23 protein-coding genes are annotated in these 24095 nt (G+C 70.5%); 7 read left to right on the forward strand and 16 right to left on the reverse strand.

What is annotated here, in order from left to right:
• Window positions 1–105 precede the first annotated feature (105 nt).
• Complete coding sequence (locus tag ABZW11_RS21955) at window positions 106–561, forward strand: GntR family transcriptional regulator (protein ID WP_355419791.1); 456 nt, start codon at window positions 106–108, stop codon at window positions 559–561.
• A 1447-nt stretch (window positions 562–2008) separates the two neighbouring features.
• Here the strand turns inward: ABZW11_RS21955 and ABZW11_RS21960 are convergent.
• Complete coding sequence (locus tag ABZW11_RS21960) at window positions 2009–4216, reverse strand: helix-turn-helix domain-containing protein (RefSeq protein WP_355419793.1); 2208 nt, start codon at window positions 4214–4216, stop codon at window positions 2009–2011.
• A 132-nt stretch (window positions 4217–4348) separates the two neighbouring features.
• Here ABZW11_RS21960 and ABZW11_RS21965 point away from each other — a divergent pair, with 132 nt between their 5' ends.
• On the forward strand, window positions 4349–5152 hold the full coding sequence (locus ABZW11_RS21965) for a nuclear transport factor 2 family protein (protein WP_355419795.1): 804 nt from the start codon (window positions 4349–4351) through the stop codon (window positions 5150–5152).
• Between the two features lie 63 nt (window positions 5153–5215).
• Here the strand turns inward: ABZW11_RS21965 and ABZW11_RS21970 are convergent, their stop codons facing one another.
• The 5 genes from ABZW11_RS21970 to ABZW11_RS21990 form a co-directional block, all read right to left on the reverse strand.
• Window positions 5216–5458, reverse strand: coding sequence for a hypothetical protein (locus ABZW11_RS21970; RefSeq protein ID WP_355419797.1), 243 nt, complete (start codon window positions 5456–5458; stop codon window positions 5216–5218).
• Between the two features lie 97 nt (window positions 5459–5555).
• Window positions 5556–7241 (reverse strand): hypothetical protein, encoded by a 1686-nt coding sequence (locus tag ABZW11_RS21975; protein ID WP_355419799.1) that lies wholly within the window; start codon window positions 7239–7241, stop codon window positions 5556–5558.
• Window positions 7238–8368 (reverse strand): serine protease, encoded by a 1131-nt coding sequence (locus ABZW11_RS21980; RefSeq protein ID WP_355419801.1) that lies wholly within the window; start codon window positions 8366–8368, stop codon window positions 7238–7240. Before ABZW11_RS21980 ends, ABZW11_RS21975 begins: the two co-directional genes overlap by 4 nt.
• Window positions 8352–8732 (reverse strand): CU044_2847 family protein, encoded by a 381-nt coding sequence (locus ABZW11_RS21985; protein WP_355419803.1) that lies wholly within the window; start codon window positions 8730–8732, stop codon window positions 8352–8354. Before ABZW11_RS21985 ends, ABZW11_RS21980 begins: the two co-directional genes overlap by 17 nt.
• Before the next feature lie 570 nt (window positions 8733–9302).
• Window positions 9303–9923, reverse strand: a complete 621-nt coding sequence (locus ABZW11_RS21990) for a TIGR03086 family metal-binding protein (RefSeq protein WP_355419805.1) — start codon at window positions 9921–9923, stop codon at window positions 9303–9305.
• Window positions 9924–10021: 98 nt separating this feature from the next.
• On the opposite strand from ABZW11_RS21990, the gene ABZW11_RS21995 reads away from it, so the two are divergent.
• Window positions 10022–10984, forward strand: a complete 963-nt coding sequence (locus ABZW11_RS21995) for a WYL domain-containing protein (protein ID WP_355419807.1) — start codon at window positions 10022–10024, stop codon at window positions 10982–10984.
• A 139-nt stretch (window positions 10985–11123) separates the two neighbouring features.
• On the opposite strand, the gene ABZW11_RS22000 is transcribed toward ABZW11_RS21995, so the two are convergent.
• From ABZW11_RS22000 to ABZW11_RS22010, 3 genes are all read right to left on the reverse strand, one after another.
• Window positions 11124–11750, reverse strand: a complete 627-nt coding sequence (locus ABZW11_RS22000) for an NTF2-like N-terminal transpeptidase domain-containing protein (RefSeq protein WP_355419809.1) — start codon at window positions 11748–11750, stop codon at window positions 11124–11126.
• A 14-nt stretch (window positions 11751–11764) separates the two neighbouring features.
• Window positions 11765–12346: a hypothetical protein gene (locus ABZW11_RS22005; RefSeq protein WP_355419811.1), complete on the reverse strand. Its 582-nt coding sequence runs from the start codon at window positions 12344–12346 to the stop codon at window positions 11765–11767.
• Window positions 12347–12509: 163 nt separating this feature from the next.
• Window positions 12510–12833: a hypothetical protein gene (locus ABZW11_RS22010; protein ID WP_355419813.1), complete on the reverse strand. Its 324-nt coding sequence runs from the start codon at window positions 12831–12833 to the stop codon at window positions 12510–12512.
• Window positions 12834–12861: 28 nt separating this feature from the next.
• Here ABZW11_RS22010 and ABZW11_RS22015 point away from each other — a divergent pair, with 28 nt between their 5' ends.
• From ABZW11_RS22015 to ABZW11_RS22030, 4 genes are all read left to right on the forward strand, one after another.
• Entirely contained in the window at window positions 12862–13320 is a 459-nt protein-coding gene (locus tag ABZW11_RS22015) for a hypothetical protein (protein WP_355419815.1), read from the forward strand.
• A gap of 91 nt (window positions 13321–13411) precedes the next feature.
• Window positions 13412–14017 (forward strand): response regulator transcription factor, encoded by a 606-nt coding sequence (locus ABZW11_RS22020; RefSeq protein ID WP_355419817.1) that lies wholly within the window; start codon window positions 13412–13414, stop codon window positions 14015–14017.
• Window positions 14008–15777, forward strand: a complete 1770-nt coding sequence (locus ABZW11_RS22025; RefSeq protein WP_355419819.1) for a histidine kinase — start codon at window positions 14008–14010, stop codon at window positions 15775–15777. The genes ABZW11_RS22020 and ABZW11_RS22025 overlap by 10 nt, the downstream gene beginning before the upstream one ends.
• Before the next feature lie 49 nt (window positions 15778–15826).
• Entirely contained in the window at window positions 15827–17272 is a 1446-nt protein-coding gene (locus tag ABZW11_RS22030; RefSeq protein ID WP_355419821.1) for a multicopper oxidase domain-containing protein, read from the forward strand.
• A 74-nt stretch (window positions 17273–17346) separates the two neighbouring features.
• On the opposite strand, the gene ABZW11_RS22035 is transcribed toward ABZW11_RS22030, so the two are convergent.
• From ABZW11_RS22035 to ABZW11_RS22065, 7 genes are all read right to left on the reverse strand, one after another.
• Complete coding sequence (locus ABZW11_RS22035) at window positions 17347–17532, reverse strand: hypothetical protein (protein ID WP_355419823.1); 186 nt, start codon at window positions 17530–17532, stop codon at window positions 17347–17349.
• A 109-nt stretch (window positions 17533–17641) separates the two neighbouring features.
• Window positions 17642–18544: a S41 family peptidase gene (locus tag ABZW11_RS22040; protein WP_355419825.1), complete on the reverse strand. Its 903-nt coding sequence runs from the start codon at window positions 18542–18544 to the stop codon at window positions 17642–17644.
• Window positions 18545–18722: 178 nt separating this feature from the next.
• Window positions 18723–20162, reverse strand: a complete 1440-nt coding sequence (locus tag ABZW11_RS22045) for an ATP/GTP-binding protein (protein ID WP_355419827.1) — start codon at window positions 20160–20162, stop codon at window positions 18723–18725.
• A gap of 25 nt (window positions 20163–20187) precedes the next feature.
• On the reverse strand, window positions 20188–21684 hold the full coding sequence (locus ABZW11_RS22050; protein WP_355419829.1) for an SCO6880 family protein: 1497 nt from the start codon (window positions 21682–21684) through the stop codon (window positions 20188–20190).
• The gene (locus tag ABZW11_RS22055) at window positions 21671–22744 is read right to left on the reverse strand and encodes a hypothetical protein (RefSeq protein ID WP_355419832.1); all 1074 of its coding nucleotides are present in this window, start codon (window positions 22742–22744) and stop codon (window positions 21671–21673) included. The genes ABZW11_RS22050 and ABZW11_RS22055 overlap by 14 nt, the downstream gene beginning before the upstream one ends.
• Window positions 22744–23460 (reverse strand): hypothetical protein, encoded by a 717-nt coding sequence (locus ABZW11_RS22060; RefSeq protein ID WP_355419835.1) that lies wholly within the window; start codon window positions 23458–23460, stop codon window positions 22744–22746. Before ABZW11_RS22060 ends, ABZW11_RS22055 begins: the two co-directional genes overlap by 1 nt.
• 287 nt (window positions 23461–23747) lie before the next feature.
• Entirely contained in the window at window positions 23748–24029 is a 282-nt protein-coding gene (locus ABZW11_RS22065; protein WP_355419838.1) for a hypothetical protein, read from the reverse strand.
• Between the last annotated feature and the right edge of the window lie 66 nt (window positions 24030–24095).

The raw sequence follows: 24095 nt of genomic DNA on the forward strand, positions 1-24095 counted from the left end.
ATTGGTTCCCTGAAAACTCGCGTGGAGAGGTGTTTGCCCACGTTAACGGTAGGGGCTCATGGCCACAAGCCTCATGGCAATATGGCCCTGTGACACTTGTGTGCCGTGATCGACTACAGCTCTGGGGTGCCGGTCTACCGGCAGGTCGCGGCTGCGATCCGCGACGACATCACGGCCGGCCGCTACCGGCCCGGAGCGTGGCTGCCCTCGGAGGCTCAGCTTTCACAGAAGTACGAGGTGGGCCGCGACACCGTACGCGAAGCCCTGGCCCATCTCCGCGCCGAGGGGCGGATCACCACGGTGCGCAAGCGGGGGTCGATGGTGGCCGCTGAGCCGAAGCGCGAGCCGTACGCGGTGCCGGCCGGGGCGCGGGTGATCACGCGGATGCCTACGCCGGATGAGCGGCGGGAGCTGGCTACGTCCGCTGAGCTGCGGGAGTTCGGTGGGATGCCGGAGGGCGTGCCGGTGTTCGAGGTGGTGCCGGGGGCGCGGAAGCATCGCAGGGTGCTGCGTGGGGATCGGGTAGAGCTGGTCGTGGAGGATGAGCCGTCCAGCGAGTGATGGTCGGCGGGCGGCGGTTCTGCGGATACTGCGGGAAAGTGCTGACCCGCCTGGACCGCTCTTCGGAAGCTGCGGCTGAGCCGCTTGAGCTGCGTCGACGCCTTGTCGTGCCAATTCTGCGGATAACGCGGAACGGTGCCACGCTCAGCGCTTGAACAGCGTCCTGCAGACCCGCGCCTTGAGTCCCTTCAGCCTGCTGCACGGGCCGCGATGGTCGGCATGCGCTCGAACCCGCTTGTGCGTCTTGGCCTGGCCGGGCGTGCGGGTCTTGCCGTCCCTGCTGGGGACGGACAGGGCGTGTTTGGCTGGCTCAGGGGTTGCGGACGGTTTGGGGGACGCCGGAGTTATGGACGTGGATTGACTCGGCGTAGCAGACGGCGGGGACATCATGGCGAAGTGAACAGCCACAGGAGGAGGCGCGACGGGTCGCGATTCCTGGGTAGCGCGTCCCAGCGAGAAGCCGCAGGTGGCACTGATGGCCAGTGCGAGACCAGCCCACAACAGACTGTGGTTGTGCCTCGGGTCGGACGGTGACCTGCGGAGGAACGCGGACGGCGGAAGGTCGTTCATGGTCGCCCCCAAGCTTGTCGACGTGAGTGTCGGACGCATCGGTCTGACACTCTCGTCGGAGGGCTCGTTCGCACCTTGACGAAGACATTGCTGAAACAATCCCGCCAGGGGCGCCGTCAGTGGCTGCTCGTATGAGCACTGATCGGCAGCTCTCACGACCCGTAATCAACTTTCCAGTGCCGCCCGGGATCAGATCCTGCAGCCGGTCGTCGAGCTGGTCGAGCACGTGGCAACCAGCACCGATGAGCTGGCTTTTGAGGACGGCGCCACGGCGGTTGAGCCGCGCGGTCATGGGCGCTTGCGGAGCTGCCCTGGAGGGCGACCGCTGCCTCGGGTACGACACCATGCCGGACAACGCGCTCGCGTTGCGATCCTCGGTCGCCCCGGAGGGCGACCGCCACCAGTCGCCCTCCGGGGTGGCTGAGGATCGCAACGACGTCGGCCGGCTCGACCCGTTCGTACGCCTGGCCTGTGGCAGTCGCCCCCCGGGGTGACTGAGAATCGCAACGGCGAGTTCATCAGCCACCAGCAGTAAGTGCAGCTCAGAGGCCCTACGGGGCCTCTTCTGCATTTCGGGGTGTGCAGCCAGATGCAGCTCTGAGCGGCCGTTCGTCGGTGGTCACGGGACATACGCGGGATGGATCTGGGAGGCGGAGTGCGAGGGCGTCGAGGGCCGGGCGTACGGCCTTAATCTCGTTGAGATCCTCCAAGCTGAGCGATGCCGCCTCCAGCCAGCGGACGGCCCGCGCTGCGCCGCTTGTCCTCGGGCAGCAGAAAGTACTGGCGCAGGGCAGTACGGAGAAGGGTGGCATCCGGCCGTCCGGCCTCGTCCGTCGTCAACGCAGGAAGAGCCGTCGCGAGGGCGTCGGACATGCTGTCACGGCTCTTGGCGGCGTACGGAGACGGTGTCGGCATGTCGGACAAGCTCCCGGAACCGCTCGCCAAGCTCATCGGTGTCCACCGGGGCCGCGGACCTCGCCACGCCCTCCCACCACCGCGCCGACGCCACGTCACCGAGGTCGGCCGCCACGGCCGAGGCCACGCCCGCCAGGTGTGCCCCCAGCCGGTGACCGTCCCGCTGCGGGGCCAGCTCGCCGGCGACGGCGAGCATCACGGCCGCGTCGTCCAGGCGCCCTTCGCCGCGGGCGGCCTGCGCGCACTCCGCAAGAACCGCGGCCACCGAGAACCCGCTGCCCAGCTCCTGCGCCGTGGCCACAGCCGCCCGCCAGTACCGCGCCGCCGCGGACCGGTCACCGCGCAGCAGCGCGCCGTCACCACGGCCGATGGGCACGTGTACGGCCGCCCACACGTCGCGTTCAACGTCGAGGCGCGTCTTCATGTGGGCCTCTGCCCTGGCCAGCAGAGCCTCAGAACCGTCGAAGTCGCCCAGGCGCAGCGCCGCCGCCGACGCGAAGATCGCCGCCTCCGCGGCAAGCGAGGCGTCGTCGATCCGCTCGGCCAGCCGCATCGCCCGCTCCGCAGTGACGAACAGGTCCGCGGCGACGCGGTTGAACCCGGCGCGCGCCACCAGCCAGCGGGCCTTAGCCCGCTCGCTCAGGGCGTCCTCGTGCAGGCGGCCTGTCCAGGCGAGGCCTTCGTGGGTGTGCCCGGTCATCCACAGCGGCAGCCACACCGACCACAGCAGCTCGGCGGCGTCGTCGTGCCGGTGGTCGTCGACGAGCTGGTCGAAGCCGAGCCGCAGTACGTGGCGATCGACCTCGACCTGCTCTACCGCCGTCATGTCGCCGTGGCCCCGGATCCGCGCACCCTGTTCGCGCGCCGCCCGCAAGGCCCATCGAGCCACACCCCGACGGACCTGTTTCCGGTCGGCCGGTTCGAGTGTTTTCAGCGCGTACTGGCGGACCGGCTCCAGCAGCCGGAACCGCCCGACCAGCCCCGCGTCGTCGCCGCGGGTGACCAGTGAGTGCTCGATCAGCTCGGCGAGCGCACCCGCCGCACCCGTCGCGTCCGGCGCAGCGATCGCGTCGACGGTGTCGAGGGAGAAGCTGCCCGGGACCACGGCGAGCCGGGGGAGCAGTCGCCGGGCCGCGGGGCCGAGCATCCGGCAGCTCCACTCGACGGTGGCCGCAATGGTACGTTGCCGCGCCGGCAGGTCCCGAGGGCCGGCCACGGGCAGATCCGGTAGCTGATCGACCCACGTGAGCAGTGCCCGTGGCCCGAGTCGGGCGGCCGTGGCGGCCAGGAGCTCGATGGCCAGTGGCAGCCCGTCGACCCGTCGGCACAGTTGCGCGACCGCATCGTCATCCTCGCTCCCGGTGGGCGGTGGCACGCCGGCGGCGGCCAGCCGTTCGTTGAAGAGCCGCACGGCCGCCGCCGGGCCGAGCGGGGCGATGCGCACTTCACGTTCCCTGCGCACTCGGAGGGGGACGCGGCTGGTGGCCAGGATCACGGCGCCGGGGGATGCCGTCAGCAGCTCGACCAGTTGCGGGCCGCAGGCCGTCACGCGCTCCAGGTTGTCGAGCACGAGCAGGACCGACGCCCCGGCGAGGTGCGCGGCGAGGCCGGTCACCGTGTCGGCGTGGGATCCCGCGGCGCGGGCCATGACGGCGACGGCGTCGTCGGGGTCGGTGACGTCGGTAAGGTCGGCGAAGTACACGCCGCCCGGGTGATCGGCGGCCAGCATCTCCGCAGCCACCAGCGCGACGGTGGTCTTGCCCACCCCGCCCGGGCCGGTGAGCGTCACCAGCCGGCCCGGCGTGGTGCGCAGGGCGGCGACGATCTCGGCGGCCTCGTCGTCCCGCCCGAACACCGGGACGGCAGGAGGTGACGGCCGGTGGGGCGTCAACGTGCGGGGCGGCATTTCGAGGGCTCCGTCCCCGGCCCGGCCCAGGGTGGACAGCAACGCCATGCGGTCGGCGTCGCGGAGTTGCAGCGCCGAGGCCAGCGATCGCACGGTGTGCGGCTGCGGCTGGGTCCGCCGCCCGCGTTCCAACGCGCTGACCGCGTCGACGGACAGTCCGGCGGCGGCCAGCTCCTGCTGGGTCAGCGACCTGGCCTCCCGCAGGTGACGCAGCATGGCCGCGAAGCTGCTCGTCTTCCGCGCCGGTCTCGCCGAATCGGTCATGGGCTGAATTATGGCCGCCAGGGCCAGGGGGTGTCCGGGCGGTGTCCGGGCGTTGTCCGGTTGCCGGGCAGCACCACCGATCTTCATGATCGAGAGTGTCAGAACGAACCAGACAACCAGGAGATCGACGGCATGCTGCCCCAGGCCCTCCACGCTCTGCGCGAGGCGATCAACTCCCACGTACCGGAGCGGATCGCCGGCTGCTTCACCGAGGACTACGTGGCCGAACGACCGCTGCGACCGGCCGAGGGGTTCATCGGTTCCGACCGGGTCGCCGCGAACTGGACGAGGATCTTGGCCGGGCTGCCCGACCTGCAGGCCGAGATCCTGCGCCACGCCCAGAACGGTGACGAGCTGTGGTCGGAGTGGGAGATGCGAGGTACGGCCCCGACCGGGGCGACGGTGGTGCTGCGCGGCCCGGTGGTGCTCACCACCCGCGACGGGCGGATCGCGTGGGCTCGCTTCTACCCCGACCCGGTCACCATGGACGGCCCGACCCACACCACCGTCTCCCGGGTGCTGGACGCCCCGGCCGAACGCATCTTCGCGGTGCTCCGCGACCCCCGCCGCCACCCCGAACTCGACGCCACCGGCCGCCTGCGGCAAGCCAAGACCTCCGACCTGGTTGACGCTGTCGGTGACACCTTCGTCATGGCTATGCACAACGACGAGATCGGCGACTACCTGACCGAGAACCACGTCGTGGCTTTCACCGAGAACCGGGTCATCGCCTGGGCCCCCGGCCAGCCGGGTCAGCGCCCGGCCGGTCACCGCTTCACCTGGAAGCTCATCCCGATCGACGACGGTCACACCGAGGTGACCCAGACCTACGACTGGGCGGCGGTCACCCACCCGGCAGAGGTGCCTCGCCTGCCGGTCATCTCCGCCGAAGAGCTCGATGGGTCGTTGACCCGCCTGGCAGCGGCGGTGGCGTAGGGCCGCCGAAGGACTCGGGCACTGTCCGTGTACCGGCTGAGGCGACGTTGCGCGCCTCAATGGTCATGGCGGCGCAGGGGCCAAGGCCGTTGTGTTCTCGACTGGTGAGACTCCTGCACCGGCGGTCAGATCGGTCTTGGCTTCCGTGTGGAGTCCTGTGATCAGGAAGGCTCCGCCGTCATCCACCCGTATGATCCCGACAGGATGCTCAGGATGATCGGCGGGTATTCCCTCGGGGTCCATGGCGTCGTCGGTGTCGTCGACGAGGTACGCCTGCCGACAATGAACGCCGAGATCGAACGCCACAGTGCGAGGACCGGACATGGCTGGTGAGCCCACGATCATGAACTGACATCTCTGGCCGTGCAGGGTCGTGCCATATGCGTGCCCGGACGGCGCACGGTCATGATTCGGGATGGTCGGCGACCCATCGCTGGGCCGCCTCGGAGTAGGCGCCGGGCACCACCGCGACGGCGCCAAGGAGTTGTCTTGCTTCTTGGATCCTCCCGGCCGCCGAGAGAACCATTCCCCGGATGAACATCGAGGCCATGACGATCTCCACCTTGAGAGAGTGTCTCCCGAGCATGGCGAATTCATACGCTTGGGCCGGCTCGCCCCGGCGGAGGCAGAGGTCGGCGAGTACCACTCCTGCTACCTCGGTCACCGTGCCGTAGTTCCCTCGCGCGAGCTGGGTCAGATAGGCCATCTGGGTCTCCTGCCTGCCGAGCTCGGCTTCGCGGAGCGCCAGGAGGTAGAGGGCTTCGGGCGATCCCCGATCACCGCCGAGCCTCGCACTGAGCAGGAGCTGTTCGTGGTAGAGCTCGGGCATGCCCCTGCGCTGGGCGATGAGCGCGAGTCCGAGGTGCGCTAGAGCCCGAGTGCCGGATCGGCGGGAGCCCAGCGCCTTCCTGAGCCACTTCTCCGCCTCTTCGGCGTCGGACGCGGACAGCAGCGAGCCGATCCAGCGGGCGGCCGCGAACCTCACCTCCGGCAGGCCCGTGCGTTCGGCACGTCGCAGCAAGGCTAGGGCGAGGTCGGGCTCTTCGGCCTGGGCAAGGACTTCGCCTGTGCGCAGCAGCCGCTCGGGGTCCTGCTCGGCGTCGAAGTCACCGCGGGCCCGTTCCTTGCCGAGGGCGCACATCTGCATGAGCCTGGCGGCGTTCGCCTTGCGCGCGTGTGAGCCGTCGATCCAATTCCGGAAGCTCCCCAGGCTGGAGCTGTGCAGGGATTCGAGCGCCGCAACGTCCTGGTCCGGCAGGTCGATCAGCGCGGCCTGAATCGCGCCGATGCCGTACCCCATTCTCTCGGCGGCCGCCTCGTCGGCTAGCTCGGGACCGAACATAAGCAGTCGCCGGCGTTCCTCGACGGCCGCCGCGAGCTGCGGCAACCGGACTCCGGAAACGTCCGCGAGGCTCTCGTCCGCGTCCAGAGGGTTCAGCGGAAGATGGGAGAGCTCCCGCGAGGCCGTCGCCGCCCGCGCGAAAGCGGCCTCCGCCGCGTCGAGCGAGCCCGCCGCCACGGCATGCTTGCCGTAAGCGGCCCAGTAATCGGGGCTGCTCACCTTCGCGAGTGGTGCTCGCCGCAGGATGTCGAACGCCTCGCCGGGCCGGTTCGCCCGCGCGTACGCCGCGGCGACCTGCTGCAGATTCATCACGGCGTGATGGTCGCTCGGAACCTCCGCCATCAACAGGCCACGAGAGGCGAGTATCCGGTCGCCGCGAGCGATCAGCTCCCGTAGGGCGGACACGCCTGCGACCACGAAGTACGGGCTGTGCCAGGCCATGTCACGGACATCCGGCGGTATGGTGTCCAGGCAGTTCACCAGTGTTTCGTGGTATTCGTCCATCAACGTTGTGCGGTCTTCGTCGGCCACGAAGAAGAGGGCTGCCGTGGCCGCGTCACGGCAGATCAGGGGCAGCCATCTCGCGGCTCCGCAACTGCACGCCACGGTTGCCGCGGGCAGGTCCGGGTCTTCGAGGAGCCTCCGGGTCTCCTCGGTCGAGTCGGAGGTGTCGAAGAAGACGCGGCCTGACAGTGGCAGCCTGTCTCCGCATTCCCCGCAACGGGCCAGGGCCTCCTCGCGGGTCATTGTGTCCCGCCCGGATTCGTCTCCCTGGCGGCACGGAGCAGCTCGTCGGGATTCGTGATCTTGAACGCGAGTTCGAAGGGCGGGCTCTGCCAGACCTCCAGATCCGGGCCGCCCGGTTCCCGCCACCGCACATGCAGCGACAGCAGATAGATCCAGCCCTCCGCCGCATGGATCTCCAGACTGTAGCCCTCGGTCTCCTGAGACCGCAGCATGTGGGCGTGATCGAGCAACTCGTACACGCCCGGCGACGGATCGATTTCGACCGAGAGGGAGAACTGCTCCGGCAGTCCCTCCGGCAGGTCATGGTGCGGCGCGGCCGTCCTGCGGCACGAAATCACTTCGAGCGCGATGGAGACCAGTTTGACGAGCGCGCCGCCGGCGTTGGTGACGGTGAAGAGGACGCCGGCCGGGCGGCGCGCGGGCGTGCGCTCTCTGAATGCGTGGATGTCGACGATTACCCCGCTGTCATAGGCCTTGCCCGCCGAATTGACGACATTGCGCCACTGCGGATCGCTCTCGCCGCACTGAACGTTGAGTTCCTTGAGCCCCGGCATCGCGGCGAAGGCCGCCCTCATGGGGATGCCCCATCCGCCGCCCCGCTCGCCGCGGCTCGTCTTGACGATCCCGGCGACGGCAGCGTTGGCCAGGTTCAGGAGCGGCGAGCCGCTCATGCCCGGAACCGCATCGCCCGACGACAGCTTCAGCAGTTGCCCGCCCGCGACATCGTGCAGCCCTTCGTACGTGAACGTGCTCGGCTCCTCCGACGGCATCGGCGAGAAGGTCGTCGTGTAACCACGCGTGTACAGGCGCTGATCGATGGCGGGAATGCGATCATCCAGCACCATGCACGGATGCTGTTCGTAGCCGCTGATCCGCAGCAGGCACAAGTCGGGATAGGGGTAGAAGGTGTCCTCGCCGGCCGCTGCCGGAAAGCGGGATTCCACCTCGGCATCGAGCGCGACACCCAGGTGCCGCACTTCGACGGCCTCGCCGGCTGGCTCGTTGACGACATGAGCGCACGTGAGGACAGCGCCTGGCGCGACGAGAAAGCCGGTGCCGCCGACAGCGGAGTTGATGAACACCAGGCGGGGTTTCAGGAGTTCGTCAATGCTACGCGTCAGGTTCACCCGTGCCCTCGCCCTCGTCCTCGCCGTCACTGTCCGCCGCGCCGCGTGCCTGCTTGTCACGCGCCGTGTCCCAGGTCAACGTGAGCTTGAGGTTCGCCTTGCCGCCGGCCTCCGCCAGCACGCTCGCGACCTTGCCGGTTTTGAGCGCGATCTCGATGCCGAACTCCACGCTGACCTGGTCGGGCCGCACCGACTCGACCGCGTCCGCGACCGTTCCGGCGACGCCTTGAACGACCTTCCTGAGGTCGTCGATCGGCAGTTTGTGCAGGACCCGAGTCGCGCCGACATCCGACGGGCCTTCGGTGCGGACGCGGGCGAGAATGACCTCGCCGTCCTGCAGCTCGATAGGGACGACGTTCGACATGCCCGATCACTCCTCTTCCGTCGGTGTGGCGTCTCCACGCCCAGAGATCGTCATCTCATCATGATCGCTGGGCCGGGCACTCAAAAATTTCGTCGAGGAGCGATGAGCCACTGGGCTCGGCCTGTCATGGGGGGTGCCAGGGGACCGTACATCATGCGTGCAATGACCTTGCTGTTCGTGGCGGCATGGCGAGATGGCACCGCGGCAGAAGCGTGGAGTCGATAGGAAAGGTCACGAGCTGTGAAAGCGTCGGTGGGGCTGTCTACGGCTCACACGGGCGAACTACGGGTGATCGTTCCATCTCGTTCCCGAACGATCAAGCTGGATGAGCGGTTGCGAGGCCCCTGGTTCACCCCCACGTGCGTGGTGGGCACTGGAGCGTGCCTCGCGTGTGAGGTCGATCTCGTTGCTGGGCCGCGCAGGGGCAGGGGCAGGGGCAGGGGCGGTCCAGCGGTGTCGCTGTCCACGCGCTACCGGCGACCGCGTCCTGGACAGCCCACCAACCGGCAGCTCCAGGCGCCTCCCGCGTTCCGTGCCACCCCCGTTCCGGCCTGCCGGCGTATGAACCGCTCAGCGCGGGACGCGGCCGAGGTAGCGGAGCAGCTCGGCGGCCACCGGGGTGGCGGACGGGGCGCCGCCGGCCTCGACCACGGCGGCATAGGCGCCCCACTGGCGCAGCGGCTCGACGATCTGTCGCGCGGCGGCGAGCAGGTGGCCCGCGAGCTCCTCGTCCAGCGGGGACGGCCCTCCGGTGGCGATCGCGATGTCCCAGGCGTGCACGGCGGCGTCGAGCGCGCACATCACGGCCGCGACCGGGGTGGGCAGGTCGCCGTGCGGCAGCGGCGTCGGCACCGTCTCGGTGTCGTCGGACACCGTCGCCCACGCCGTGGCGGTCTGCTCGATGGCCTCCTTCACCAGGGCGGCGGCGGTGCCGTCCACGGTGCCGGACGGCGAGAAGGGGTCGTAGGACGGGCCGGCGCCGATGCCGAGCATCTTCGCGTAGGCGAGCTGGTCGCCGGCAGCGTGCTGGATCACCTGAGTGACCGTCCAGGCCGAGCAGGGGGTGGCGTTGTCCTCCTGGCCCGGCCGCACCCCGGCGACGCTGTCCTCGAGTGCCCGATAGGAGGCGGCCAGCACCTGGCGCCAGACCGGCCGCAGGGAGGTGACGGTGGCGCTGTCAATGGCGTTCATGGACTCACCTTTCGGGGTTCTTTCTCGCTGGTAAGACCAGATTAGAACGCAATTAGGCTATTTTTCTTCCTAATAGCTCCGCGCGAGATGAGGAATCGATGGCTCCTACGACGACCCGGGTGCTCCGGCTGCTGTCCCTGCTGCAGGACCGGTCCTACACGGGCCGCGAACTCGCCGCGCGCCTCGGCGTCACCGAGCGCACGTTGCGGCAGGACGTGCAGCGCCTGCGCGAGCTCGGCTACCCGGTGCACGCCGCGCGCGGCGCCGTGGGCGGATACCGGCTAGGGCAGGGCGCGAACATGCCCCCGCTGCTGCTCGACGACGACGAGGCGGTGGCCGTGGCCCTGGCCGTCGGCCTCGCCGGGGACGGTTCCACCAGCATCGCCGACATCGACGCCAGCCTCGGGCGGGCACTCGCCAAGCTCCAGCAGATCCTGCCGAAACGCCTGCAGCGCAAGGTGACCGCGCTGCGGTCGGCCACCGCGGTCGGGCCCGCCACGGTCGGCTCCCGCGAGCCGGACGCGCCGGTGCCCGCCGCCACCCTCACCGTGCTGGCCGGCGCGATCCGGGACGGCGCGACCCTCCTGGCGGCCCTCGCCGGCGTCGAGACCGAGGTCGAGCCCTACCATCTCATCAGCTGGCGGCGCCGCTGGTTCCTCGTCGCCTACGACCTGGGCACGCACGCCTGGCGGGCGCTGCCGGTCGCCGGCCTGACCGAGGTACGCTCCACGTCCCGCCGCTTCGCCGCCCGTTCCCTGCCCGACGACGACCTCGTCGCCTTCGTCCTGCGCGAGGTGGCGCAGACCGGCTGGAAGGTGCACGCCCGCGTCACCGTCCTCGCGCCCGCGGAGACCGTGATCGCCCGCATCAACCCCGCCGTAGGCGTGGTGGAGGCGGTGGACGCGCGCACCTGCGTCCTCGTCACCGGCGCCGACGCCATGGAGACCATCGCGATCTACCTCAGCATGCTGATGATGGACTTCCGCGTGGACGGCCCGCCCGAGCTGGTCGAGCACGTCCGCACGCTCGCCCGCCGCTACGCCGAGGCCGTCGGCGGATGAAGCGGCCCGCCGCCGGCCGCGGATGACGCCGCGCGTCCGGCCATGGCTGGCTTGTGTCGGGCGGATGCGCCCGTTCACCTGCTCTGCGAGGTAGGGCGGCATGTGGTGACGCGCGATGAATCGACCTTCGCGGTAACGATCACCGAGTGACCCCGGGTTGCGCTGAGTCGGCCAGGATGGCCGCCAGTTTGAGGCCTTCGTCGGCGAAAAGTCGTCCTGCCTGCTCTCCCTTGGCGCGTGTTTCCAGAAGGACGAGCCAGGAGGAGCCGTCGTGTTGGGGTACGACGCGGATCTGCCGCACCTCGCTGAAGCCGACCTCCTGTAGTTCGGGGTGGATCGCCGTCGGTGACCAGTGCACCTTCCAGGCGCGATCGAAATCGATGATCTCCAGGTGTCCGTCATAGGTGTAGGGGACCGGTCCGTCGAGGGTGACGGTGAACGAAGCGTAGTAGGTGGCGGTCTCCCCGAAATTCAAATAAGCCTTGGGGCGGACGCGGATGTCCTGGATGATTATCCGCTTGGCCCGCGAGCCCTTGGTGAAGGCGTTGTAGATGCCGTCGAGGTCTCGGGGCGGCTCCAGCACCTGGGCTTTCATGGCGGACAGGTCGCCGCGCTGCCAGGCCGTCAGGAACGCGGTCGCCGTCTGCTGGGGCGAGCCCTTGGTGCGTACCGTCAGGTAGACGGCAATGCCCAGACCGAGGAGGGCAATCAGAGCTACGGCGATGGGGACCGCTGTCCGTCGCCGCCGGCGAGAAAATGCGGGCATATCGGGGGCGCCGGCTAGAGCTTGCCTTCGAGGAGTACGGTGCGATGGCCGGCGAGGTGGCGAGCGAGCTCATCGACGAACTGCGGGCGTAGCGGTGGCCAATTCCAGAACGTGAAGCCGAGGTAGGCGAGTACGAAGTAGTCATCGGCCCACTTCCAGGAAGTCGGATCGACCGGCTGCGTGCAGGCTGGACAGGCAATGACGATGTCGTCTCCTTCGTCCCAGCCTCGTACGACTGCACGGAAGGGTTCCCATACCTCGTAGTTGAGTTCAAAGCGCTCGTCGACCAGGTCGGTTGTCGTCGAGCAGTGCGGGCAGGTCACGGCCATGGGGTCGCCCTGCCCCGCGTCGAAGACGGTACGGCCGACAGTGATGGCGAGGCCGTCATGCCAGGGCACGCTCCAACCGGACGGGTCCACCGCTGTTGCGGCGCGCGGGCCGGGCGGGTGCCCGGGATCGGCGCCCAGGACGCAGTGCGTGGGCTCTGCAGACACGATTCCTGAGGAGATCAGCCAGCTCCGAACGTCCGCCGCCAGAGTTTCCGCCTCCTGAGGAGTCGCCTGGACGTCCACGATCGTCTGAAACCAATCTCCCATGATCTTTCCTTACCTATTGCCGCTGGACGCCGTGAAACGATACAAGCAGTCACTGACAGAACCATGGGTGTGCGCGCCGTACAGGCTGTTCAGAGGTTCGCCGGCGAGGGGATGCGATCAGCCCCGGAGTGGCGATTGAGTCGCGCCGGCTTTGATGGAGACCTCAGCGGTTGAGTGCCAGGGCTTGGTTGGGGGTGATGTCGAGCGTAGTAGATCGCCCAAATGTTAACGATCTGTGTAACGCAGATCGCGGGAGACACGCATGCCGGATCACCCCCAGCCCTCCGCACGAGCCCGTGACCTGGTCGCGGACGCCGCGGGTGGTGTCGGCTTCGGCGAGGGCGCGGGTGAGGTGGTCGATCGCGGCGGCGTGCTCGCCCAGGACGAGCAGGCCCACCCCCAGTGCGCGCAGGGTGGTGTAGTCGGTGGGGATCATGCGCTGGCGGTCGTCGTACGTGATGAGCTCGTTGATCTCTTGGAAGAGCACAGGCAGAAGATTAGGGGTGGAGTGGGCGTTGGGAAGCACCGAGTTCGAGGCCGGGTACGTCAACTCGTGGCTGGCGGCGTGGCAGCACAACCTCGTGTACGCGCAGGATCCTGGCCAGGGGGAGACACGGCGGATCTGGGCGAGGGTGGCGCTTTCGGCGCTCGATGGTGCTGAGCGGGCCGGGTATCTCGCGCGGAACGCCGACGTGAGCCGGTTCAATCTTCGGGCGCTGCTGATCTCGGATCTCGGGCCTGCCGATGATCCGCTGTGGGATCCGGATCAGTTGGTTTCGGATGTTCTGGGTGCTCTGCCGTTGTCCTTTGAGCAGGCGGGCGAGTGGGTGGTGGATTGGCGGGCGCGTCCTCGTGAGCAGATTCTGGCGATGCGGGTCTGTAAGAACCTGCTTGCGCCGCTGAAGCTGATCGTCGATCAGGTGAGTGACGGGCGGGTTGAGGGGTGGTTGGAGCTTTGGGGGCGGCTTCCGTGATGGGGCCGCGTATGGGGGCGTCATGGCCTGATGTGAAGATTTCACGAGATGGTAGAAATGGGCGGAAACGGGTTGGGGAGTAGGGGCGGGGATGATCCGGGTTCTGCTCGCCGAGGACATGCACATGGTCCGCGGTGCGCTGGTCGCGCTGCTCCAGCTCGAGCCGGACATCGAGGTGGTCGCGGAGACGGCGGCCGGGGATGAGATCGTGCCGTTGGCGGTGCGGCATGTCCCGGACGTCGCGGTGATCGACGTCGAGTTACCGGGTGTCGACGGGCTCACCGCGGCGGCTGAGCTGCGGAAGAAGATGCCTGGGTGCCGGGTGCTGATCGTGACGAGTTTCGGGCGGCCGGGGAGTGTGCGGAGGGCGTTCGCGGCGCAGGCGTCCGGGTTCGTGGTGAAGGATGCTCCCCCTGAGCAGCTCGCCGATGCCATCAGGAGGGTCGCCGCGGGAGAACGGGTGGTCGATCCGCAGCTTGCCGTGGCGGCGTTGGAGGTGGCGGAGAGCCCGCTCAAGCCGCGGGAGCTTGAGGTGCTGCGGAGATTCGCCGAGGGTGAGGATGTCGAGCAGATCGCTGCGGCGCTGTTCCTGTCGGCCGGCACCGTACGCAATTACCTCACGGCGATCGTGACCACGCTGAACGCCCGCAATCGGCTGCATGCCGTACGGATCGCGCAGGAAGCCGGTTGGCTCTGAGCCCGCTCCGCCTGTTCGTCGCGTACATCTGTCTGGTCTGTCTGGTACGCGTCACCTTTCACCTGGGCGAGACCACGACGAGCCCGCTGATGGTGGCGTGCATCGTCGCGGTCGCCGCGTTGCAGATTCCCATCTCCCTCTCCGGGGGGCGGCGTGCCCTCTGGATGGTTCCGCAGGTCGTGGTCAACTATCTGCCGCTGCTCGTCGGGACCGGGGAGTGGCGGACCGGCGGGTCGGGGTTCCTGGTCGCGTCGGTGCTGCTCACGGTGGGGCGCGGCTGGGCGTGGGGGGTCGTCGCGGTGATCGTGGCGGTCGAGGCCGGTACGGCGGTCGTGCTGGGCCTGCCGCCGGTCCTGGTCTACTACGCGATCGTCGCGCCGATCAACGGTGGCGTGATGCTGTACGGGCTCAGCCGCCTCGCCGACCTGGTGGACCGGGCCGGGCGGGAGCGTTCTGAGCTGTCCGCCAGGGCCGGGGAGGTCGAGCGGCTGCGGTTGTGGGGGCACGTTCACGGCCTGGTGGTGAGCAGCCTGTCGGCCGTCGAACGGCTGGCGCGGCGCGAACGCGACCCCGAGGCGATCCGCCGGGCCGTCGCCGTCGCCAGGGAGGCGCTGCAGCGGGTACGGTCGCTGCCGGCGGCCGAGACGGTGGTACCGGTGCCGTCCGAGGGTGATGACCTCAGGGTTCTCCGGCTGGCCACCCCGATTCTCGTCCTCACGCATGCCCTCTTCATCGGGCAGTCGATCTTCAACTTCGCCGCGGACGTCCGCGAGGGCATCGGCACCGGCCACGCCGCCTACCTGGCGCTGCTACCTGTGACCCTGGCCCTGCAGTTCCGGCATCTGGCCGCGGTGCGTGCCGGCGTGCGTCCGAGGGGACTGGTCTGGACGCTCACCGCTCAGGCGCTCGCCATCTACGTGCCGCTGCTGCAGGGGGATGCGTACGGGCTGGCGGTCTCCGGGTTCTTCGCCGGGGCCGTGCTGCTTTGTGTGCGAAGCCGGGTGGCCTGGCCTCTGTGCGGGTTGGTCTGTGCCGTGGCCGCTCTGGAGGGTTTCTCCCGAGGGCCGGCCGTCGGCGTCTACCAGCTCGGCAGCTCCCTCACCAGCGCGCTCGCCGTCTACGGGCTGACCAGGCTGGCCGCTCTCGTCGTCGAGCTGCGGCGGACCCGGGCCGAGCTCGTCGAGGTGACGGCGCTGCGCGAGCGCATCAAGGTCGGCAGGGACGTCCACGACCTGCTCGGGCGCGGGCTCACCGCGATCGTCCTGCATGCCGAGCTCGCGCTGCGCCTGATGCGCGATGATCCGGAACGGGCGGCGCAGCAGCTCGAACGGGTGACGGACGCGGCGCGGGCCGCCCTTGCCGACGCCGTCAGGATGAGCGCGCCGGATCACCGGTTGTCGCTGGCCGTCGAGCTCGACTCCGCCAAAGCGCTGCTGGAGTCCGCCGGCGCGACCGTGCGGGTCGAGTCCGTTGCTGTGGATCATCCGGTGCTCGCGGTGGTGTTGCGGGAGGCGGTCACCAATGTGCTGCGGCACAGCACGCCGTACGAGTGCGTGATCGAGGTCGCCGTTGAGGACGGTCAGGCACGGCTGCGCGTGGTCAACGACGGCGTCACACAGGAGGGCGAGCCGGGCAGCGGGCTGCGGAATCTGCGCGCCCGCCTGGCCGACGTCGGCGGGGAGCTCACCACCACGCGGACCGGTGACCGGTTCGAGCTTCTCGCCCGTGTCGATCATGAGGATCTCACGCTCAGGAGGTGATCCCGGCGACTGTGCGCGGAAGGGAGCGGAACTGCACAGTTGTTCCGCTATGCGACAGATCAACCGCCGACAGTTCCTCGCGGTCGCCGCGCTCACCGGCCTCGCCTCGGCCTGCGGCTCCGACCCCGTCCCTGCCGCCGACCCGGCCGGCTTCCGTACCGAGGTGCGCGTACCGCCCCTGCTCAAGCCCTCCCGCGGCGAGGACGGGACGTTGACGTTCGCGCTGACCATGCGGCGCGGCCGCAGCGAGCTGCTGCCCGGCGGGCCGGTCGAGACGTGGGGCTTCAACGGGCCGTACCTCGGCCCGACCATCCGCGCGGCGCGCGGCGACAACGTACGCATGAAGGTCACCAACCGGCTCGCCGAGGCCAGCACCGTGCACTGGCACGGGATGCGGCTGCCCGCCGAGATGGACGGCGGCCCGCACCAGCAGGTCGAGCCGGGCGCGACCTGGACGCCGCACTGGACCGTCGACCAGCCCGCCACCACGTCCTGGTACCACCCGCACCCGCACGGCGCGACCGCCCGGCACGTCTACCGGGGGCTCGCCGGGATGTTCATCGTGGACGACGGGCCTTCCGGGCTGCCCTCGCGGTATGGGGTCGATGACATCCCGCTGATCCTGCAGGACAAGGTGCTCGATCCCGCGCCTGATCCGCTCAAGGGCACCTTCGGCATCCTCGGCGATCACATGCTGGTCAACGGGACGTACCGGGGGGTGGTGAACGTACGGACCGAGCGGGTGCGGTTCCGGGTGCTCAACGGGTCGAACGCGCGGATGTATCACCTGACGTTCGGCGACAACCGGGCCTTTCACGTGGTGGGCGGAGATGCCGGGCTGCTCGCCGCCCCGGTCGAGGTGGACCGGGTCTCACTGACGCCGGGCGAACGGGTCGAGCTGGTGGTGGCCTTCACCGCCGGCGAGCAGGTCATGCTGCGTACGGCCTCGGGGTCGGACGACATCGACGAAGGCGACCACGACCTCGTCAAGATCGTCACCGCGCCGAGCCTGTCCGCCTCACCGCCGCTGCCCGCGCGGCTGCCGGGCGCGCCGGCGCCGATCGTGGTGCCGCCCCAGGCGACGGTACGGCGCTTCCGGCTGAACGGGCACGACGCCATCAACGGCAAGGAGATGGACATGTCGCGCATCGACGAGGTCGTCCCGGCCGGCGCCGTCGAGATCTGGGAGATCGAGAACACCGTCTACGCCCACAACTTCCACATCCACGAGGTGGCGTTCCAGGTGCTCGACGTGGACGGGACGAAGCCGGCGCCGTGGACCGCCGGGCACAAGGACACCGTGTACGTGCCACCGAAGAGCACGGTGCGGCTGGCCGTCCAGTTCGGCGACTTCACGGACCCGAAGACGCCGTACATGTACCACTGCCACATCCTGCGGCACGAGGACTCGGGGATGATGGGCCAGTTCGTGATCGTGCAGCCAGGCACGGAAGGCCAGGTCTCACGCACGATCCCGGTCCATCATCACCCGTGACGATAAGGCCCGGCCCAGGTCGTGGTATCGCTCGACGAGGATCGCGATTCCGGATAGGTCGGACTCGGTGAGATCTACGACTCGGAACCGGCTTGGTAGGCACCGAAGAGGGTGGGCGTGCCGTCGGGGCCGAGTTCGGGTTCATCGGTGCGTGAGTGGACGAGTTGGAGGAGTCGCGCGCGCTCTTCCCGCACCTGGTCAGGCCGGAGTTGGTCGACCAGGCGGTGAAGGTCTTCGTACTCTTCCTGCGGTGCCGTCATGCTGTCGAGTTTACGGCGCGAACCCGGGAAGCAAGAGGTTGGCAGCGGACATCGCTTCGAACGCGTCGGCTTCCTCGTCCACACGCAGGCCGTGGCGGCCGGGGTCGCGTCAGTTCCTCAGTTGGGCCAGGGCTTCGTCGAGGGCTTTTTCGGCAGGGCAAGAGATGTCGGGTTGGACGCCGGTGCCTTCCCAGTTCGTGCCGGAGATCGGGTTGATGGCGCGGCCCGTCGGGACGGTGGCTTCCAGGTGGGGGTGGACGGTCCAGCCCTTGCACGGGTGGGCGCCGCCGCGGGTGGGCTCGCCCACGATCACGGCGCGGCCGAGCTGCTGGAGGTCGTACGCCAGTTCCTCGGCGGCGGAGAAGGTGGTGGTGCTGACCAGGATGTACAGGGGCTTGGTGCCGCCGAAGCGGGCGCCGGGGACGTGGGGCAGGCTCCAGGACTGCTCGGTACGGTCGCCCTTGCGCCAGTACATGCTGTTGAGGTGGGTGCGCTGGTCCAGGAGGTGGCTGCAGACGAAGGCGACGGTGTCCGGGTCGCCGCCCCGGTTGCCGCGGAGGTCCAGGATCAGGGCCTCCGCGCGGGAGGCGAGGGTGAGGGCGGCGGTCAGTGGTTCGGCGGCCCAATCCAGGGGGAACAGCATCGGCGCCAGCTCCACCAGGGTGACGCCTCCGTCGAGCAGCTCCACGCGGGGTGCGCCGCCCAGTGAGGTGTCGAAGTCGCGGCGGATGGACTCCATGGTGGCCGCGCCCTGCTCGGGGGAGACCGGGTCGGCGTGGTGCTTCAGCCTCAGGTGCTTGTCGCCGTTGACGGACTGCAGGTCCGCGGTGACCAGAGCGGCGAGTTCCGCGGCGCTGCCGACGTCGTAGGCGCCCTCGGCGAGGCGGCGGCGCAGCAGGTCGGCGAGCTGCTCGGCCACCTCGGGGAAGACGTAGTGCTCGGTCAGCAGCCCGGCCGTCTCGTCGATGATGGGTGCAGGCTGCAGGTTCGTCGGGTTCTTCAGGGTCGTCACGGCGGGAAAGTAGACCAGTTCGCTGACGAAACAGTCAACGGCTGCCCTATGTGAAGGCGTCCGCGCTGGGCGGGAAACTGGCGGGGCCCTCTCGCGACGATGGAAGGCGTGCAGATCAAGGTCTCTCGACAGCAGCCCGGTGACCGGGCTCCGGGTCGGTGTCGTCGCGTGGGTGAGGTCAGGTCCAGCGTCGGTTGGTGCGGTCCACCTCCAGCTCGGCCGGGGTCAGGTCCACGTGGACGGGGATGCCGGGGCGGCCTCCCACCTTCACCAGGAACTTGCTGCGGCCGGGGGGTTCGCCGTCGCGAGCGCGGGCGTTGTCCCAGCTGGGTGGGGTGGACCAGTCGACGATCATGCGTTGCTCGGCGGCGGACATCCCCACGACCTGGGTAAGGGCGGACAGCTCGGCCTCGGGGAGGCCGCCGCAGAGGATCATGCCGGCGCGTTCGGCGAAGCCCCGGGCCTTGAGACGGTCGGCCTCCTCCGTGAGGGCCAGCAGGTCGCTCATCGTGTGGGTGATCATCGCCTGGCCGACGCCGCGCTGGCGGTTCAGGCGGGTCAGGGCGTCCACGCGGTCCACCAGGCCGCGGCCGGCTCGCAGGACGCGCCACAGCTCGTCCAGGACCACCCAGAAGCGGCGTTGCGGGGCGAGGCCGGCGTCGGCGAGGGCGTGGGCGGCCTCGATCGCGCCGAAGCCCTCCGACCAGCAGGCCAGCAGGACGGCGGCCTGCAGCTCCTGGTCGGACTCGTCGATGCCGGAGATGTCGATGCAGCAGCCGGCCGGGGTGTCCAGGCGGATGGGGGTGGTGGTGGCGCGGGCGAAGGCGTCCCCGAGCGGGCCGTCCACCAGGCCGAGCAGGGACGCGTGCAGGGGGTCGACGACCTGGCGGTAACGCTCCTCGCTGCCGCGGGCCAGGGTCACGGCTCGTACGGGGTCGGGGCCGGCGTCGATGACGTGGATCAGGTCGGGGAGGATGGGGACGCCGGGGTGGCGTTCGTCCAGGACCCGCAGGGCGGCGGACAGGATCGTCCGCTCGGTGTCGGCCACCGGGCGGCCGCGGACGATGGTGACGAGGGCGGCGACCGCGTTCAGGCGGCGGCCGTGCGCGTCGGCCAGCAGGCGCTCCCGGTCCAGGCCGGACAGGCGCGCGGCGGCGGCGCCGATCTCGCCGGGGTCGAGGACGTTCAACGCGCCGAGCCCGCGGCCGAGCTTGATGATCTGGCCGCCCATGGCCGCGATCAGGTCGGTGTAGTCGGGCTTCAGGTCGCCCAGCACCAGCGGGGTGACGCCGTAGCCGGCCAGGCCGACGACCTGGCGGCGTACCAGCGTGGACTTGCCCAGCCCCGGCTTGCCGAGCACGAGCTCCGACGGGTTGTGGATGAGACCGGCGCGGGCGAACCAGGAGATCGGGTCGCAGCACAGCGTCGCGCCGCCGGTCAGCTCGCGCCCCAGCGGCACGCCGATCGCCGGCGTGCTGAACCCGACCCCGAACGGCCACAGTCCGCACACCTGCACGGTGGTGCCGCGCCACTCCGGGGGCGCCTCCACGTACGGCACGCGGCCACCGCCACGCCCGGCGTATCCGCGCGGGCCGAGCCGCGGGGAGGTGTACGGCATGGTCAGCTCCCTTCGGAGGAACGGGTCACAGCGTCTCCCTGACGAACGCGGGAATCCGCAGGTGGTCCGGCAGGACCAGGCCGAGGGGCAGCGCGGCGGCGAAGCTCGCGGCCTGGGCGCCGTACATGCGGCGCAGGTGTACCCGGGCGGAAGGGGCGAGCGTGTCGATCGCGGCGACGGCGGCGGGCAGGTCCTCGGGACGCGCGACGGTGGCGGTGACGAGCATCGCGAAACGGACCAGACCCGCCCCCTTCGCCTCCTCCCGAGCGCTCTGGTCGGCGGCGGCCACCGCCACGGTGTCGCGGGCGGCGGCGTTGACGCCGCTGAGGCGGAAGCGGGCGTCCTTGCGGTCGCGCTCGACGAGGCGGGCGGCGCTGCCCGGGTCGTACGGGCGGTAGAGCAGGGAGACCCGCTTGCGTGCGACGTCGCGGTGCGGCGCGAGCAGGTCGGTGAGCACCGGCGCGAGCACCTCTCCCCGTGGCGCCTCGCTCATCCCCCAGGTGACGGAGATGCCGGAGTCGTGCCGGTAGTGGTCCCAGGACTCCTGGGCGGCGACGGGGCCGATCTGGTCCCAGGGCTGGGCGATCGGCCGGCCGCCCGAGCGGGCCGCGTCCAGAAGCCGCTGGCTGGCCGGGTCGTACGCGACCCTGATCGCCTCCGCGATCTCCGCGGCGGTCATGGGACGTGAGGCGCCCGCCCCCGCCATGCTGAGCCCGGCGGTCAGGCCGGGCAGCCGGGTGGCGATCTCGCGGGTCATGGCGGCGGTGCTGCGGGGCCGGCCGCCGCCGCGCGGGTTGGCGGCGTAGGTGACGGCGATGCGGGTGGAGACCTGCGCGGAGCCGGCGGGGTAGGTGCGGACGACGTCGTTCAGCACGGCCGCCGCCAGCTCAGGGGCGTCGGGCGACAGGTTGTCGGCGACCTCGCGCCGCAGGCGGGTGCCGAGGTCGGGCGCGGTCTCGACGGTGACCGTGGCCGCCACCAGGGACGGCTCGTGGGCGAGCCCGGCCAGCCACTGGCCCCAGTGCGCCACCCACGTGTCCACCTGGTCGCTGTCGACCAGCGCGGCCCCCTCCACGGACGCCTCGAACACCGCGGTGTGATGGCCGGTCGCCGGCACCACGATCAGGCCGAACGCGCGGCCCCGTGAGTCGGTGGCCTCCACGACGTGCGAGCCGGCGGCCAGGCCGGGGAGCTGGAAGGCGCCCTTGTGGGTGAGCCCGAGCGGCCCCGACCGGTACAGGTGCCGGCCGCGCCCCCGCCCGCGCAGCCACGACAGGCGGGCGACGGCGATCTGCAGACCGGTGCGTCCGTGCCGGTCGCGCAGCAGCAACATCGGCGTCAGCACGAACGCGATCACCGCCGCCAGCACCAGCGCCGCCTTGAGCGAGACCATCATCGTGATCACGCACGCGACCAGGCCGCCGAGGAGCAGCAACGTGCCCAGCAGGCCCAGGTCGCCGATGCCCGGGCTGGCCGGGCGGCGCCAGTTGCCGTAGGTGCGCTCGCTGTCAGCAGTCGCCATCCGATCCTCTTTCTCGTAGGGGTGACTCGCCGTCGGCGGCCGTCTTGGTGAGCGTCGCGGTACGGGCGCCGGACGGGCCGGCGGGGCGGGCGGGCCTGGCCGCGTCCACGTTCCTCGCGAGCGTGGGCAGGATGCGGGCCCCCATGGCCACGGTCACGTCCCCGGTGGTGGAGAGGGAACCGCCGCCGTGGCGCACCGCGCCGACCGCCGGGGCCAGCAGCCTCAGCAGGGCCGGCAACGCCGCCACCGCCAGGATGATCACCACCAGGCCCGACAGCTGCGCCAGCTCCGATGACGGATCGCCGATCGCCAGGAAGGCGTAGCTGTAAACCGTGGCGGCGGCCGGCTTGTACAGGGCGAAGGCGAGCGCCCAGACCGCGATGCGGGCCAGCCAGGCGCGGCCCGCCTCGGTGCCGCTCAGGGCCGCCGCCATCGGCAGCATGCCGACCAGCAGGCCGAGCAGGGCGACGCGGGCCAGCATCAGCACGATCTGCAGGATGCAGGAGATGATCGAGGCGAACGCCAGCACGATCATCAGGCCGGGCGGCAGGGTCATGCCCTGGAAGCCGGCCAGGCGGGTGATCGCCGCGCCGAAGTCGCCGCCGAAGCCGCCGCTGTCCAGGGCCTGGCCGATGATCCAGCCGGAGTACGCGTCGCCGGCCTCGACCAGCAGGGACATCGCGGCCGTCCCGCAGCCGGTGACCACCGCCAGCGTCAGCAGGCCCGTCACCGCGCGCATCGCGGGCTCCGACCTGCGGCGCACGGCGAGCCTGCCCGCCGCGATGACCAGGCCCAGGACCGCCAGCAGGGCGACGTACCAGTGCGTACGCTCCTGCAGCCAGGCCACGGGGCCCACGCTGTCGGACAGGGGCGGCGCCGCGGCGCTGCTGCCGGAGAAGCCGGCCATCATGCCCAGGACCTTGACCTGGGCCTCCTGCAGTGCGGTGGCCAGCTCGTCGATGACCCCGCCGCCCTCGGCGGCGCCGGTCACTCCGGCGCAGACCGCGTCGGCGCCGGGCAGGTCGCACAGGCTCGTGCCCTCGGGTGTGGGTGACCTCATCACACGCCGCCCCACGGGACGAACCCCGCCAGCGAGGTCACCGCCTGCAGGCTCGGGCTGATGGAACCGTCCGGCTGCAGCCGCAGCCGCCAGTCGCCGCCGCTCCACACCACGGTGACGGTGTTGACCTGGAGGTGTCCTGTGGCGGCGAAGCGGGAGACGAGCTGGACGGTGGCCACGTCAGGGGTGTACGAGGCGAACGCGTAGGCGGCCAGCTGGCCCTTGCCGCCGGTGTCCTCGCCGGTGTTCACCTGGCGGCGCTGTTCTGCGTACGCGTCGCGGCCCGGGCCTGGCATCACCTGCTCGTCGACGACGCGCCGCCAGCCGTCGGCCAGGACGAACCTCGTGGCGATCTGCCAGGCGGCGATCAGGGCGCCGGTGGGCGTACGGGAGAAGCAGCGGTGCACGTCGGCCTCCTCGCGGTGCGGGCCGTGCTCGCGTGAGGCGGGTTCCGCGACGCCGTGGAACACCGTCCACGTGACGTCGGCGGGTGGTCGCGCGGGAAGGTCCTGGGAGGCCGTCGCGGGGGTGGCCGGGCAGTGACCCGGCGCGGCAGCGGATGGTGTGGGCGGTACGGAAGGCGCGGCCGGCGGCGTGACCGCCCACGCCGGCGCCGACGGGGACGGCGGCGCCGCCGGTACGGCCGAGCGCGGTGAAGCCTGGCGCACCGGCCGGTCGGTGGTGTCCTCGCGGTCGGGCCGCAGAAGCACCATCACCGCAAGAACCGCCACCAAAGTCACGAAAACCGCCGCAACCCAGAACGCCGCCCCACGGGAGGCCCCACGAGGGGACGCGTGACGGAAGGCCGCGCCATGGAAAGCCGTGTCGCTCGGGCCCGTGTCGCTCGGGCCCGTGTCGCTCGGGGCCATATCGGGCGGGGCCGTGTCGCGTGAGGCCGCGGTGCGCGGGGCCGCGGTGCGCGGGGTCGTGCCGTGCTGAGGTGAGGCAGGGGACGGTGGCGTGGGGCGGGTGGGTGGTTCGGGGGGCCGGTGGTTGGTGGAGGTCATGACAGGAGGGCGCTCACCAGGCCGGATGCCGAGCCGAGGAGGACGCAGGCGGCCATCACCCATGCCAGCCCCACCGCGTGCCTGCCGCCCTCCCCGCGGTGGTGGATCAGGGCCATCCGGGCGGCCACCCCCATCACCCCGGCCACGCACATCCCGGTGACGATCCACGTCGCCCAGCCCAGCGCCGTCAGCAGCTTCTCCGATCCGGGCGGCGGCGTGCCGATGCCCGGATCGGGGACGCCCACGAGCGGCAGCACATCGGCCAGAAATTGCGTCATGAAGGTCCTCCGGGGTGATCAGATGCGATGTTCCGGTACGCGTCGCCGGCCCATGACAACCCCTCA

Source organism: Nonomuraea sp. NPDC004580, assembly GCF_040609855.1.
Lineage (GTDB): Bacteria > Actinomycetota > Actinomycetes > Streptosporangiales > Streptosporangiaceae > Nonomuraea > Nonomuraea salmonea.